This window comes from Paenibacillus sp. JCM 10914 (genome assembly GCF_001315105.1).
In the GTDB taxonomy this organism is placed as follows: domain Bacteria; phylum Bacillota; class Bacilli; order Paenibacillales; family Paenibacillaceae; genus Paenibacillus_AQ.
On record NZ_BAZR01000011.1, the window covers coordinates 16277 to 31044 of the forward strand.

Sequence of the window (14768 nt, forward strand, 5' to 3'; positions counted from 1 at the left end):
GACCGTTATCACTACATAGTCAAAGGATGGGTGATCATAATGGATCAGTTGGGCAAGCGTGATAGACGAGTAAGGCGAGTTGGTGTCGTATTGCTGCTGAGTATGTTGCTGTTCTCGCTTGGGATGGTGCCGGTGCAAGGCGAGGATGCCGAGTTGGTTGAGGGAGAGCGGGTCAATCTCGCGTTAGGGCAACCGGCGACGGCGAGTTCTGAACTGAGCGGGCGCGAAGCCGGGAAAGCCGTTGACGGTAATCGCGATACCTACTGGCAGCCGCTGAGTACGGACCGTGAAGACATGTTGGTATTCGTTCAGGTGGATCTGGGTCACGAGCAGTCTTTGAATCAGGTCATTCTGGATTTGAACCGGGGTGACCATCTGGGAAGCATCGAGATCGACTACTCCATCGATGGTGAATCATGGAACCGTGCACATACGAAGGCTGGGGGGATCCGGTCGGACGGGCAAGAAAACATCATGTTTGATTCCGTAAGCGCTTCCCAGATTCGAGTAACGCTTCTGCTAAACCGGAATCTTAATGTTCAGCTTAAGGAGTTGGAGATCTATATGCAGGACGGAGACCAGGGGGTTCCTTCGGACGTAACCCAACTGGCTTTTGTAAGGCCGGATGGAACCGAGTATAACACCAATGATGAAATAACGCTGGGGGTTGGAGAACGATCCGCTTTGGAAGTGCGCGGTCAGCGGGCAGACGGGGAATGGGTTGCTTTGCCTGCGGGTCAAGTACAGTATCATGCGGTAGGGAACAGCGCTGCAGTCGATGCGGCTGGATCGGTAACCGGGGTCAAAGTAGGCGCGATTCGACTGTATGCGGACATCAACGTGAACGGGCAAAATCTCGCGACACCGGACTTCTGGGTCGTCGTACAAGATGAACACGAATTCGAGGATGCGAAGTACGTGGCATTCAGTTCCTTCACGCATCCTTCATTAGTCCAGAGAATCGGTGAGGCGGCCATACTAGAGGACGGGAAGACATTGCCGATGGTAACGATAAAGCCGAATATCTCAGGAACCGTCTCGGCCAGATGGTATAAAGATGGTCATGCCCGGGGCTCGCTTGGCAAGGTGAGGGCACTTCAGACGGGAATAGCACAGAACATCACGCTGCCCGGCGGCATGAAAGTACCGGGTACGTATGAGATTCGGATGACCTTGCACACGTTAGATGGCGAAACGTATTATGACAGCTTGTTCTATACGGTGATGCCTAAACAGGGTGTCCCGGAGGGGCAAAGCCAGATCGCCTATACGGGTCAAGACGGACGGATGATCTATGTGCCGGATTATAAAGGCAATCGCATCATCGATTTCTCGAACGTCGGTTATCAGGGCGGCGGGGTGAAGCTGCCCGACGTTCAGGCAAGAATCGCCGTCCAGCCAACCGGCGGGGACGACACGGCGATGCTGCAAGCGGCGATCGACGAGGTATCGCAGCTGCCGCGTGACGAGCAGGGCTTCCGGGGGGCGGTACTGCTGAAGCAGGGGACTTATCTCGTCGGCGGTTCGCTGAGCATTCAGGCGAGCGGGGTGGTGCTTCGCGGAGAAGGCAAGAGCGAGGACGGCACGATCATTCGCGGCACAGGTACGGCGGCCAGAAATTTGATCGTTGTGGGCGGTACGAATGGCCCGGCGATTGTGGACGGGACGGAGACGGATATTCAGGATCTGTACGTACCGGCAGGATCGCGTTCCTTCCATGTTCATGATCCTGCGAGTTACCAGGTCGGTGATTCCGTCATAGTCCGCCGAATCGGCAATGACCGCTGGATTCATGAGATTGGCATGGACCATATCTATATGCGGCCAGGGACCGGGGGGACGCAGCAGTGGTCCCCGTTTAATCTTGATTTTGACCGGGTCATTACAGCCATCGACGGTAATCGAATTACGGTGGATGCGCCGCTCGCCAATGCCATCGAGCGTCAATGGGGAGGCGGCAAGCTGTTCAAGGCAACGGATGAGTTGCGAATTGAACAGGTGGGCATCGAGAACATGCGGGCCATATCCGATTTTGACCCGAGCAAGACCGATACGCAGATGGATAACGATCAACTGGATACCCCGTATTATTCCGACGAGGCGCATGCCGAGCGCTTCATCATGATGAACAGCGTGAAGAACGCCTGGGTACGCGAGGTCGACGGCTACCATTTCTCCTACGCCTTGGTCCAGGTCGGGCGTCAGGCGAAGTGGGTCACCGTACAGGACAGCGAGATGTATGACATGGTAAGCATCATTACCGGCGGGCGTCGCTACAGCTTTTTCCTCCAGGGACAGCTGAACTTGGTGCAGCGCAATTACACCGAGACGTCCAGGCATGCTTATGTAATCGAGAGTCGCGTGCAAGGACCTAACGTGATGTATGACAATCGAGCGGCTCAGGAGTACAACACGAGCGAGCCGCATCATCGCTGGTCCACGGGCGGACTGTATGACAATGTCAGTGCGCGGATCAGCGTGCGCGACCGGGGCTGGCTGGGCAGTGGACATGGTTGGGCTGGGGCGAATTACGTCATGTGGAATACGGAAGGCGGACTGGTCGCGCAGAAGCCGCCAACCGCACAGAACTACGTCATCGGGCATATCCCGACCGAGGACGGGCTGAATGTGAAGCCGCTTGTACCGAATGCTTATGACGCAAGACCTCGTGAAGACGGCTATTGGGAGTACGCCGATCAACACGTAGCGCTGCCGAGTTTGTTCATCCAACAGCTCAAGGACCGGCTGGGCCAGCAAGGGGTAGACAATCTCGCCCGTATGCCTGTGGGCGGCGGCGTACTGGATATACCACAGCAGCCGTAGTTCAATCTAAATAGCGGGAAAAGGGGATATCAGGCATGACGCTGACCATCCCCTTTTCTAATGCAGAAGGAGTGTGTTGGACATGGAGAGGAAGACAGCAGCAGAGAGAACGGAGAAGCAGCAAGTCGGAGGAGGCATGCATGATCAAGACCGCGCAGACCAAGGCCTGCGCTTATGGTACACCTCCCCCGCGGCAGAGTGGAACGAGGCGCTGCCCATTGGAAATGGGCGACTGGGCGGGATGGTCTACGGCAAGACTTCGCTTGAACGGATTCAGCTCAACGAGGATACTCTCTGGTATGGGGGAGCGGGTCGAGGCAAGAACCCGAATGCTGCCCCGTACATCGACGACATCCGCCAGATGCTGCAGGAGGGGCGGCAGGCCGAAGCAGAGCACTTGGCCCGGATGGCGCTGACCTCTTCCCCGAAGTACGAGCAGCCGTATCAGCCGCTGGGTGATCTGCTGCTCAAGTTCTTGGATGCGGAAGAAACGGTAGAGGATTATCGGCGGGAACTGGATCTGGAACGCTCCATGGTTACCGTGACTTATGCTGCTCGAGGAGTTCAATATGGCCGGCAGTATTTCGTTAGTGCGCCAGATGGTGTGCTGGTGATCCGACTTTCGGCCGATCGGCCTGGTGCGTTGACGTTCGCAGCGAACCTGATGCGGCGTCCGTTCGATAACGGAACGGAATCGCTCGGTCATGACACCTTGCTCATGAAGGGAGAATGCGGTGCGGACGGCGTCAGCTTCTGTGCCGGGCTGCGGGCAGCAGCCGAGGGCGGAAAGGTGCGCACTATTGGTGATTTCATATCGGTTGATGGGGCAGACTCCGTAACTTTGTTGTTGTCCGCCCAGACCACATTTCGCGCCCGGCAGCCGGGGCAGGCGTGTATGGAACAACTGGATCATGCGGCAGGGATGACGTACGAGCAGCTCAAGAGCCGCCATCTGCAGGAGTACCGGGAGAAGTTTGATCGATTCTCGCTATCGCTTGGAAGTAGCGGCGACCCTGACTTATCATCTCTGCCGACGGATCAGCGCTTGAAGCAGTTACAGGAGAGGGTGAAGACCATGGGCGTTGAGGCGGAGGCGATCGATCCGGGTTTGATTGCCTTATACGTGCAGTATGGTCGCTACCTGCTGATTTCTTGCTCCAGACCGGGGTCGCTTGCAGCAAATTTGCAGGGTATATGGAACGATAGCTATACCCCGCCGTGGGAATCGAAGTACACGATTAACGTGAACGTTCAGATGAACTACTGGCCAGCGGAGCCGCTCGGCCTGGCGGAATGCCATGAGCCGCTGTTCGATCTGATCCACCGTATGCTTCCTAATGGCCGGGACACGGCACGGGAGATGTACCAATGCCGAGGCTTCACGGCACATCACAATACCAATCTATGGGGAGAGACGAGGCCCGAAGGCATATTGATCACATGCACTGTATGGCCGATGGGGGCTGCATGGCTGTGTCTCCATCTGTGGGAGCATTACCGGTTTGGCGGAGATGTGGCGTTCTTGCGTGAACGCGCATATCCCGTTATGAAGGAAGCGGCGGCATTTCTGCTCGATTATATGACGATAGATGAAGAGGGAAGACGGATAACGGGGCCATCGGTATCGCCGGAGAACCGATTCGTACTGCCGAACGGGGAAGTTGGAAGCCTGTGCATGGGGCCGGCGATGGACGCTCAGATCGCGATGGCTTTATTCGGGGCTTGCTTAACGGCAGGTCAGCTTCTGGGAGATGAAGAAAGCTTCCTTGACGAACTTCGTACGGCGATACAGGAGCTTCCGACGCCGCGCATCGGAAGGCATGGAGGGATTATGGAGTGGTTGGCAGACTACGAGGAAGCCGACCCTGGGCACCGGCATATCTCGCAGTTGTTCGCCTTGTATCCCGGAGAGCAGGTCGATCCTGTGCATACGCCGGAGCTGGCCGCGGCAGCTTATCGGACGATTGCGCGACGGCTTGGGCATGGCGGCGGCCACACCGGCTGGAGCCGGGCATGGATCATTAATTATTACGCCCGGTTGCAGCGAAGTGCCGAAGCACATGAGCATCTGGTAAACCTGTTGGCTTCTTCTACCTATCCGAATCTGCTCGATTGCCATCCGCCGTTTCAGATCGACGGGCAATTTTGGCGGGACCGCTGGCGTAGCGAGATGCTGCTGCAATCGCATTCAGGCGAAATCCGATTGCTCCCGGCGCTGCCCCGGCAATGGGACAGCGGCACAGCGAAAGGGCTGCGTGCCCGTGGCGGTTTCGTGGTCGATATGTGTTGGGAAACAGGCGAACTGAGCGAAGTGACGATTCGGGCTACGAGGGCTGGCCAATGCAGAATCTGGTCACGATCCACGCTTGTGCCTGCAGAGCAAGACATGCAAGGTATCAGCGACCACAACGCGAGTAAATCCCAAGCGGGGCATACCTACACGTTCTTCATGCAGCAAGATGCGCGCTGCAGCTTGCGGAAGTTGCGATAACGCCTCTCTATGAGGGCCGGCAGCTATGTTATAATGTGGGCTAATCGATTGAAATAAGTAGTGAATGGAGGGGAGGACCTTGAGTCCATCAGACGGCAAGGCACAGGTTGCAACATTTGCGGGCGGCTGCTTCTGGTGTATGGTCAAGCCGTTTGACGGGCTTCCGGGTATCCTTTCCGTGGTGCTGGGATATACGGGCGGCCACACGGAGAATCCGACTTATGAGGAAGTCGGCATGGAGACCACGGGCCATTATGAAGCGGTACAGGTTACGTTCGACCCCGCGTTGTTTCCTTACTCGCGGCTGCTGGATGTGTACTGGCGCTTGATTGATCCAATGGATGCGGGAGGCCAGTTCATGGACCGCGGGGGCTCGTACAGAGCAGCCATATTCGTACATGATGGGGAGCAGCGAGAACAGGCAGAAGCCTCCAGGCATGCCCTGAGTCTGAGCGGACGCTTTAAGGGTAAAGTCGTCACGCCGATTCTGCCGGCTGGCGCATTCTACCCGGCGGAGGATGTGCACCAGCAATATTATAATACCCATCGATATGACTATAATCGATATTATGAAGCTTCCGGTCGAGGCTCGTTCGCAGAACGGCACTGGAAGCAGTCGCAGGACAAGACGGCGCTGAGAAAGCGCCTCTCGGCCCTTCAATATGCGGTAACCCAAGAGGAGACGGATGAGCCGGCATATAACAATCCTTATTGGAATAACGCCAAGCAAGGTATTTACGTCGATGTCATTACGGGCGATCCCTTGTTTAGCTCTGCCGATCAATATGGTGCGGGAACGGGACTGCCGGCTTTCAGTAGACCTCTCCATGAAGGGTTTATTCGCAAAAAAGCGGATCTTCGCGGTGGGAAAGTACGCACGGCGCTTTATGGCAGGTTATCGGATGCGTATCTGGGCCACTTGTATCATAACGGTCCGCAGCCGGGCGGACTGCATTATCAGGTGAATTCGGCGTCGCTGCGCTTTGTGCCGAAGGAAGAATTAGTGCAAGCCGGCTATCAATCGTATCTGCCACACTTCGAATAGATTCGCACGAGCAGTAGCCCTTTTCGCTTCCATGAACAGCGGAAAGGGCTATTTCCTCTGCTGTTTATTTATCCGCATCCTCATACCAGTATCGAATCAATTCCCCGTCTGAACCGTACATCGCGGTGAGTCCCGGAATCGGCATAGGAAGCTCATCGTCCAGATAAGTCACCGGCAAATCCTTGACCTTCTCCCGATTCGCTTCGAAGATGGCGTCTTCGGCAGCTCTGCCTGCGAGATCAGGATCGTCGTTCTTGGTAACGCCTCGCTGTTGAATAAGGATGGTAAGATCTTTCTTGATCACAGGGTTTAAATCTTGATCATAGGACAGATAGGTGTTAGGGACCGAATATAGCGGCAGGATTTGCTGAATGTCTTCAGTCAGGCGGTCGTGGATCGCGGCAGGTCCAGCCTGTCGGCTGCCTGGTTCGCTGTTGTAATAGATCATGGCTGCAATCATAAGGGCTGCCAGAATGACAATGCCGCTAAGTTTTTGAAGTTTGGACATCTTTACCACCTTCTAAGTTGCTTTTGTTTTGTTGAATTAACGATTGAGGGAGGAAGATGGTTTTACAGGGGATAAAGAAATCATTTGATTTCTTTATCCCTTATAGGGTGATGTCATAGACAAAAACAACCGATATCATCATAGAGGCCATCTTTTTTTGTCGACAATTCAAATTTCCACCCGAAAATTACTACTGATTATCATAATTTAGTAGATTTTGGATTGTTGGCAACGAATGCATTTGCTATGATTTTCGTACTAGGCATAAAGAAATAGAACGATGGGGGTCAGTGATTAATGAATCGTAAATTTATCCTTACTACAGCCGCGTCATTATTGGTCGGTGTAGTTGCAGGCACAGGCATCATGATGAATGACCAGGCTTATCAGTCGGTGAAACAGGCTGTTGGCGGAAGCGCAACGAATAATTCATTGGGTCAAATCGATCTGTCCAGCTTGGACATTGAGTCCGCATTGATGGCTGTTCAGCAGCAGCGCACGCAGATGCTGGATGCTCAGCTGAATGACCAGATTCAAGCCGTGCAGAAGCGCAATGAGGAAATTGCTAAGAATAATGAGGTCATGGCAGGGATTAACGGTGCGCTTAGCAGCGAAGCAGTAGACGGAAAATATGTGATCTCGGATGAACTCGCCGGGAAGTTGGCAGCAGCAGGCGTTGCAGACGCTAGCAAGAAGGACTACACAGCTGACGAACTTAACCAAGCGACACAAAAGATTAAAGGAGATATTGATAGTTTATCCAATTCGCAGCAGATGGAGATGCTCCGATTGCAGTCCATGACCAACAAACGTAACGAGGCTTTTGATGTGATGAGCAATTTTATTAAGAAAATGGAAGAATCACGCAGCAGCATCATCGGAAATATGCGATAATAGAGTCGTTACATAATGAATAGAGAGGAATCTGCCGAATGGCGGATTCTTTTCGTCTATGGAGAGAATGTAGATGACGATGATGGCAATTGATTTTATGCGTAATCATACGCTGTTTCGCGGGGTGCCACTGCATGAGCTGGAAGGTGCTGTTCAATCCATGCATGAGGAGCACTTTCGCGATGGGGATCATCTGATTGTCGAGGGAAGCTACGGCAATTCCTGTTATTTCATCATGAGCGGACAGGTGCAGATCGTATCCCGTAATCTGATCGGCCATACGATCACCTTGGATGTTCTCGGCGAAGGCGCTTTGATCGGCGAGGTGTCTTTGTTTCTTGAGGAAAAAAGGACTTCCGGCGCGCAGGCCATCGGTGAGGTGAAGGCGCTTCGATTGGAGCAGAACGCGTTCAGTCGGTTAGCCGCCGCAAGCCCGATGTTTCACGAGAGCTTATCTTTCTCGGCCCGGATTCGCACGATGCATGCGATGTTAAGCAAAGCGACGATCTGGGCTGCGATTCCGAATGCAGAACTGCGCGGGCTGGCGGAAGTAACCGTCAGGCGCAAAGTGTATAAAGGGGACGTCATCGTAGCCGAAGGCACCATGGCAGACCGTTTCTATATGATCGCTGAAGGTCGGTTTGAGGTACGCAGCGGTCGGCGGAAGAAAGCGATTTATAAGCCTGGCGATTATTTCGGGGAGATGGACTTGCTGAGCGGTGAAGCTCATACGGGAACGGTGACCGCGCTTGAGAACGGCGAGCTGATGGTGATGGGACGGGATGAGTTTCATTTTGTCTTGCAGCAATACGAACCGGTCAGACGGCAATTCCATGAGGTGCTCCGCATTCGCAGACCCGACCTGTTGAAGGATGAGGTCATGGCGAAGCTGCACCACACCGCAACGGATGTTGAAATCCCGAACGTTCCGGTAGAAGCGGCGGCTACGGTAGAGACCGTCAGCCTGGCACCGCCGAAGAAAGACCGCTGGATAGATATTTTGCTGGCACTTGGCGGTATCTTCGTTGTATTCACGGTGCTGGCCATCTGGCTGAAGCAGCCTCTATGGATTTATGCAGCCTTGATCTCCGGCGGCTTGGTCGGACCGGTGTCGTTCGTCGCTTATTTGCGAAGCTCCCAATTGCTTGGTTTTAAGCCGATCAGACTTGTCACCGTGTTCGTTGCCTCTGGTATCATTGCGGTGCCGATTGCCTGGATACTGGAACGTTTATGGTCGATTGGCAGTGGACTGGAGACGACGACTACGGAGCATATTCAAGCCGCGCTCATGATCGGGGTCATCGAAGAGATCGTGAAGCTGATGGTATGCTTTCTGTTCCTTCGTGGACGCAAACAGCGGTTCCTGATGGATGCGGTCGTATTCGGAGCCGCAGCAGGCATGGGCTTTGCGGCGATCGAGAGCATGCTGTATGGCTTTATGTACCTGCAGCAGCAAGCGACCTCCGGCATGCTGGCTGTATTATGGGTCAGGGCCGTACTGTCCCCGTTCGGACATGGCACGTGGACGGCAATCGCGGCTGCCGGGTTGTGGTACGGCTTGCGAAGCGGGTCTTTCAAGCGATCCTCACGTACCAAACGAGCGGTGAATTCGATGCTGGTAATGACAGGTTTGCTGCTCCTCAGTATCCTGCTGCATGCGGCATGGGATTATCCGTATCCTTCCGGCTTATGGAAGATGACGGGAATGGTGCTCGTTGGAGGCATTGGCATTGCGCTGCTCTATCTTCTAATCCGGCAGGGTACGCAGGAGGAGAAGATGATGCATAGGGCCGTCAACCCGGCCCAGCAGGTGGAAGAACGGATTCGGCATGCCGTGGGCACCCGTTCTTCAATAAAGGATGCCAAGAAGCCAGGCACAGTTCAGTCGCTGACCTGCCAGGCTTGCGGCACGGTGTCGCCTGCAGGGACCAGGTACTGCGGCCGCTGCGGTCAGGCTTTGCAGCTGTAAATACAAAAGGGTTAGGCATATGCCTAACCCTTTTTCCATAACTTCACGTTCCGATATTACACTTGCTGAACCTTGATCAGATTCGTGTTGCCGGATTGACCGATTGGCACGCCGGCGGATAAGACGATAATGTCTCCTTGCTCGATATAACCAGTCTTGATCGCATTGCGGGTCGCGGACTCGAACATTTCATCCGTGGTTGTCACCTTGTCTCCTTTAACCGGGACGACGCCGGAGAGCAAACAGATCTTCGCTAGCACCTCTTTATGCTGCGTAACGGCAATGATCGGCGCCTTCGGACGGTATTTGGATATCATTCGTGCCGTAAACCCGCTCTCCGTCGCCGTAATGATGGCTTTGGCATTCAAGACAAGCGAAGAGCTGACGGCGCCCTGACTGATGACCTCCGTAATATCGGCCACCTGTTGTCTCGACTTGAAAGCGAATTGGTCTTTGTAATCAATCATAGTCTCGGCACGACGGGCAACTGCCGCCATCGTCCGTACGGATTCAACGGGATACTTGCCAGCCGCGGATTCTCCGGAGAGCATGACAACGTCGGCTCCCTGAATGACGGCATTCGCCACGTCGCTTACTTCCGAACGGGTCGGGCGGGGATTAACCTGCATCGATTCCAGCATATGTGTTGCTACGATAACCGGTTTGCCGGCCAGATTGCATTTATCGATCATCTCTTTTTGCATCATCGGTACTTCTTCAATAGGGACTTCGACGCCAAGGTCTCCACGGGCGACCATGATTCCGTCGGAGGCTTCAATAATGTCATCCAGATTATGCATGCCTTCTTCATTCTCGATCTTCGAGATAATCTGTACATGCTCCGCACCGCGTTCTTTCAGAATGCTGCGGATCTCACGAATGTTATCACCGCTGCGCACGAAGGAGGCGGCGATCATCTCGACGTCGTTCTCCAGGCCGAAGCCGATATGCATGATGTCACGTTCGGTGACGCCCGGCAGGGTGGTTCTGATTCCCGGCAGATTTACGCCTTTGCGCGGTTTGAGTATGCCGCCGCTTAGGATTTTGCAATGAATATCCTGGCCGTCGACATGCAGAACGTTCAGATCCACGAGTCCGTCGTCGATCAATATTCGATCCCCCGGTTTAACGACTTGATTCAACTCCGCATAATTGACGGAGATGCGCTTGGCGTCACCCAAAATTTCCTCCGTGGTCAGAATCAATTCCTGACCTTGCACCAGTTCGCAGGAAGCATCCCTCAGCTTGCCGATTCGTACTTCAGGGCCCTTTATGTCCATCATGATGGGTACATACGTATTTAATTCAGCCGCCGCTTGACGGATATTCCGGATACGAGTTACGTGATCTTCCAGCTCCCCGTGCGCCATATTCAAACGGGCAACCGTCATACCTTCCTGAATCATGCTCTTTAATAGATCAATAGAATCGCACGCAGGTCCCATGGTGCATATGATTTTTGTCTTTAACATGGTAGTTCCTCCTGTAATTTCGACATCTCTAATATCATATTGTAGCTTGACTTGTCGAATCATCATATGAACTATAGTACAATGATTGAAATATAGTATTGCCAAGGAGGCGGCGGATCATGATACCTTTGGAAGTACAGCGAGTGAGCGGGATTGATTGGTACGAGGAATCCGTGCTGGAGCAGGATGTCTGGCGCTTGAGTCTTGTAACATACGGTACATGCGTCTATTGGGTGAAAGGAGAGAAACAGATTATAGAGAAGGGCGAGGTGCTGCTGATCCCGGCAGGAGTGCCGTATTACGGCAAGAACATACCGACCATAACCCACACGCAAATGATGGTGTTATGGACGGAAGATAAGACAATGGGCTTATCGGTACTCGAACGAGGAGAGGCACTAAGATTAAAGCCTGGCTCCTACGAGTTAATTCATGAGCGAATGAAGGCGATCTTCCAACAGTGGAAGGAACGTCCGGCTTATTATGCCACTATGATCGGTGCATTATTGATCGAGGTGCTCATTTATCTCAGTCGCGAGTTCGACAGAGGCGTGATTCCACCAGAAACGCACCGACATGTTGAGCGGATGAAGCGATACATCGAGCGACATTACCAAGAGAAAGTAACAAAGGTCGAGCTGGGTGAGGAGATCGCCAAATCACCCAACTATGCGGCCTTGCTGTTCAAGCATGTCACGGGGCAGACGATCAGCCAGTATCTGCACGCACAGCGCATGAAACGGGCAACGTATCTGTTAACGGAATCGCAGCTGACCGTACAGGAGATTGCAGAATATCTCGGTTATCAGGACCTCTCGTACTTTTATAGAATTTATAAGCGTGAGATCGGGAGCGTGCCTTCGGATTTATTACAGGAACGACCGCGGATGATTTAGTCGAGCAAGTCCCTCGCGCGTGACTATTCGGCTTCAATTGTATTCGGACCGATATCGGATGCAGGTGCAGATCACTTTTCCAAGCTTATTTCCTTCCTTTGTACGTGGGACAAGGGAGGGCTTGCATACATATAGATAAAAACCGAAGGAGAGCGTTTAAATGGAAGATAACACGCTTGGAATCATCCTGACGCGCCGTCTGCAAGAATGTGGGATATCGATGCGCAAGCTGGCTTCCTTGACCCAAGTAGATCCTGCGACTATATCTCGTATCATTAACGGAAAAACGAAACCAAAAGAGCAGCTTCTGGATCAAATCGCCTACCACTTGGAGCTAGATCCCATCACCTTGTTTGTTGCTGCAGGGTACGGTCAAGATGAGCTTAACCAATTTTATAAGTCGATTGAGAAGATGGTCCGAGTGCTGCTGTCGTCAACGACCATCAATTGGGTGGCCACGACCGAGAAAATCGAAAGCACACTGGTCGAATACAGGGAGTTTGCCAAGACGCCGGAGGGCGAGAGGATCATTCAAACGGAGCTGAAGGCCAAGCTGCAGAGGATCAATGGTCAAGGACCGTTCATCGAGAAAATCGAGCAGATGCATGATCAATACCTCAACCGCTCCCTGTCGCCCGGGGCCTCCTCCATCATCGGTAGTGCGCTGCTTTATTTTATTCTAGAGAAGGACATTATCCCTGACAATTTATTTCCGCTTGGATTCATCGACGATGCCTTGGCCATTCAGCTGGCCCTGGACCAAGTCAATGCGATGGAATAGTGGAACCGTGGCTTGCCCATGCAACAAATAACATCATTTTATTTAGATTGTTGCACATTTCTGCAACACCTCTCATAAGATACAGGGAATCATAACAATTATGGGAGTGTGGTCGAAATATGACAGTATGGATTATCATTGCCCTGCTTACGTTGTCCTCCAGCATCGATAACTTGGGGGCTGGGCTTGCCTACGGAATTCGGAATATCCGGATTCCTGTCATGGCCAATTTGGGGATTGCGTTGATCGGCTTTATTTTCAGCATGGCTGGGATCTATTTTGGATTGTGGTTATCCTCGGTTCTTCCTGGGGTATTGCCGGCTGTATTAGGGGCTATCTTCTTGTTCCTGATCGGTCTGCGCATTGTATTGTTGGCCAAAAGCGCGAATGATCCCACTGTCATTTCCAAGATCGGCTTCGGTGAAGCATTATGCTCGGGATTGCGTTATCCGCCAATGCGTTAACTAACGGTGTTGGCGCTGGACTTCTCGGATTCCCACCGTTAGGCATATCACTGCTTGCTGCTGCGGGAAGCTTTATCTGTGTATGGGGAGGGGCCGCTCTGGGAATGCGCCTCAAAGAAATTCGCATTGGTTCCTATTCTCTTGGCCAGTTCGGAACCGTCATCAGCGGGGTGCTGCTGGTTGCTGTCGGAGTTTCGATATTTTTCTAGCCAATTCAAGCAGAAAAAGGGAGGGCATATGCCCTCCCTTTACTTGCAGTTTATTGTAGCGTGTCATTTTCGAATAACTGCTTCACATACGCTTGCAGTTTATGTTTATCGACGCCCAGCACCTGTGCGCGTCCGACCTTCTCGTTGGACAACAGTGAGAACGGAGGAAGCTGCTGCTCGTCGATTTTGTCCAGATTCACGTCAAAACCAAGCGCCATGAGCTTCAGCATCTCTTTCGGGCTCAGATCGGTTTCGATGTAAGGAGCGATCGCATCCAGGATGCCGGGAAGCTTGATAAGAGAGCCGGTGGTCTGCATTTTCTTCGCGATTTGGGTGATCAGAATCCGTTGTCGTTCCGTACGTCCAAAATCAGATTTCGCATCGTTCCGGAATCTTACGTATTGGAGTGCCATTTTACCGTCCAAATGCTGCAGTCCTTGCTTTAAATCGATGTCGTACATGTGTTTGTCAGCTTTGCTTGTATAGTACATATCTTTCTCCACATCGATGTCGACGCCGCCTAATGAATCGACGAGCGCTATGAATCCGACGAAATCCGTATAAACATATTTATGTATGGGCAAATCCAGCAAATCGCTGATGGTCTGCCTCGTTAATTCGATTCCGCCATAAGCGAATGCCGAGTTCAGCCTTCCTTTACCATGGCCGGGAATATCCACGTAAGTATCTCGCAAGAGCGAGAATAAATGAACTTTCTTGGAGACAGGATCGATGGAAGCGACCATCACCGTGTCGGATCTTCCGGCGTCGTCTCCCCGGGAATCTCCTCCGATCAGGAGAATATTAACCCGCTCTTTACCCTCCCACTTTGGAATTTCGATCACTTCATTCTGATCCGTATCGGTGTTCGTTGGTTCAGGCTTCGTAGCCGTGGAAATATGATTTGAGAATTGTATGATAGAGTAGGTATAGTAGGAGACGATCCCCAAGATTCCAATAGATAATAAGAGCATGGTATACTTTAACCATTTTCTTTTCATAATTTGTTTAACATCCTTTCTGTCTGCTTTTGCCCATTTGCCCATTCTAGCAAAATACCGAGGAAAAATCATTTTTTCTGATAGAGACGGTGAAGTCGTAAGGAATCGCGGTGATTTGGCATGATGGCCGTTCGGATATTTGTGTTGACAAAATATCTTGAAGCGATTACATTGTAATTGTAAACACGTGTTCACGATTCGGTGAGGTAACATGG

General features: G+C 52.5%; 10 protein-coding genes and 1 pseudogene. 8 read left to right on the forward strand and 3 right to left on the reverse strand.

The genetic code is table 11. The features are described from left to right. Positions 1 to 39: 39 nt before the first annotated feature. The 3 genes from JCM10914_RS14140 to msrA all read left to right on the forward strand — a co-directional run bounded on the left by JCM10914_RS14140 (position 40) and on the right by msrA (position 6359). Entirely contained in the window at positions 40 to 2823 is a 2784-nt protein-coding gene (locus tag JCM10914_RS14140; RefSeq protein WP_023961994.1) for a discoidin domain-containing protein, read from the forward strand. 82 nt (positions 2824 to 2905) lie between these two features. Then, on the forward strand, positions 2906 to 5314 hold the full coding sequence (locus JCM10914_RS14145) for a glycoside hydrolase N-terminal domain-containing protein (RefSeq protein WP_023961996.1): 2409 nt from the start codon (positions 2906 to 2908) through the stop codon (positions 5312 to 5314). 64 nt (positions 5315 to 5378) lie between these two features. Then, positions 5379 to 6359, forward strand: a complete 981-nt coding sequence (gene msrA / locus JCM10914_RS14150; protein ID WP_036718277.1) for a peptide-methionine (S)-S-oxide reductase MsrA — start codon at positions 5379 to 5381, stop codon at positions 6357 to 6359. 64 nt (positions 6360 to 6423) lie between these two features. On the opposite strand, the gene JCM10914_RS14155 is transcribed toward msrA, so the two are convergent. Then, complete coding sequence (locus JCM10914_RS14155; RefSeq protein WP_023962000.1) at positions 6424 to 6867, reverse strand: hypothetical protein; 444 nt, start codon at positions 6865 to 6867, stop codon at positions 6424 to 6426. A 297-nt stretch (positions 6868 to 7164) separates the two neighbouring features. Between JCM10914_RS14155 and JCM10914_RS14160 the strand changes: the two genes are divergently transcribed. Then, positions 7165 to 7761 (forward strand): hypothetical protein, encoded by a 597-nt coding sequence (locus tag JCM10914_RS14160; RefSeq protein ID WP_023962002.1) that lies wholly within the window; start codon positions 7165 to 7167, stop codon positions 7759 to 7761. Positions 7762 to 7834: 73 nt separating this feature from the next. After that, a complete protein-coding gene (locus tag JCM10914_RS14165; RefSeq protein WP_023962004.1) occupies positions 7835 to 9730 on the forward strand; it encodes a cyclic nucleotide-binding domain-containing protein in 1896 nt (631 codons plus the stop codon). Between the two features lie 56 nt (positions 9731 to 9786). Here JCM10914_RS14165 and pyk read toward each other — a convergent pair whose 3' ends face one another. Further along, positions 9787 to 11202: a pyruvate kinase gene (pyk, locus tag JCM10914_RS14170; protein WP_023962006.1), complete on the reverse strand. Its 1416-nt coding sequence runs from the start codon at positions 11200 to 11202 to the stop codon at positions 9787 to 9789. A 116-nt stretch (positions 11203 to 11318) separates the two neighbouring features. Between pyk and JCM10914_RS14175 the strand changes: the two genes are divergently transcribed. From JCM10914_RS14175 to JCM10914_RS14185, 3 genes and pseudogenes are all read left to right on the forward strand, one after another. Next, the gene (locus JCM10914_RS14175; protein WP_036718318.1) at positions 11319 to 12098 is read left to right on the forward strand and encodes a helix-turn-helix domain-containing protein; all 780 of its coding nucleotides are present in this window, start codon (positions 11319 to 11321) and stop codon (positions 12096 to 12098) included. 160 nt (positions 12099 to 12258) lie between these two features. Continuing rightward, positions 12259 to 12879, forward strand: a complete 621-nt coding sequence (locus tag JCM10914_RS14180; RefSeq protein ID WP_023962010.1) for a DUF1232 domain-containing protein — start codon at positions 12259 to 12261, stop codon at positions 12877 to 12879. A gap of 119 nt (positions 12880 to 12998) precedes the next feature. Continuing rightward, positions 12999 to 13552 (forward strand): annotated as a pseudogene (locus tag JCM10914_RS14185) (manganese efflux pump). Between the two features lie 50 nt (positions 13553 to 13602). Here JCM10914_RS14185 and JCM10914_RS14190 read toward each other — a convergent pair. Beyond that, a complete protein-coding gene (locus JCM10914_RS14190; RefSeq protein ID WP_023962016.1) occupies positions 13603 to 14553 on the reverse strand; it encodes an LCP family protein in 951 nt (316 codons plus the stop codon). Positions 14554 to 14768 lie beyond the last annotated feature (215 nt).

What these genes read in the sequence shown, in the direction of transcription:
- msrA (WP_036718277.1), top strand. Translation starts at nt 5,379, where the DNA reads ATGGAGGGGAGGACCTTGAGTCCATCAGACGGCAAGGCACAGGTTGCA.
- JCM10914_RS14160 (WP_023962002.1), top strand. Translation starts at nt 7,165, where the DNA reads ATGAATCGTAAATTTATCCTTACTACAGCCGCGTCATTATTGGTCGGT.
- pyk (WP_023962006.1), bottom strand. Translation starts at nt 11,202, where the DNA reads ATGTTAAAGACAAAAATCATATGCACCATGGGACCTGCGTGCGATTCT.
- JCM10914_RS14180 (WP_023962010.1), top strand. Translation starts at nt 12,259, where the DNA reads ATGGAAGATAACACGCTTGGAATCATCCTGACGCGCCGTCTGCAAGAA.
- JCM10914_RS14155 (WP_023962000.1), bottom strand. Translation starts at nt 6,867, where the DNA reads ATGTCCAAACTTCAAAAACTTAGCGGCATTGTCATTCTGGCAGCCCTT.
- JCM10914_RS14190 (WP_023962016.1), bottom strand. Translation starts at nt 14,553, where the DNA reads ATGAAAAGAAAATGGTTAAAGTATACCATGCTCTTATTATCTATTGGA.
- JCM10914_RS14165 (WP_023962004.1), top strand. Translation starts at nt 7,835, where the DNA reads ATGACGATGATGGCAATTGATTTTATGCGTAATCATACGCTGTTTCGC.
- JCM10914_RS14140 (WP_023961994.1), top strand. Translation starts at nt 40, where the DNA reads ATGGATCAGTTGGGCAAGCGTGATAGACGAGTAAGGCGAGTTGGTGTC.
- JCM10914_RS14145 (WP_023961996.1), top strand. Translation starts at nt 2,906, where the DNA reads ATGGAGAGGAAGACAGCAGCAGAGAGAACGGAGAAGCAGCAAGTCGGA.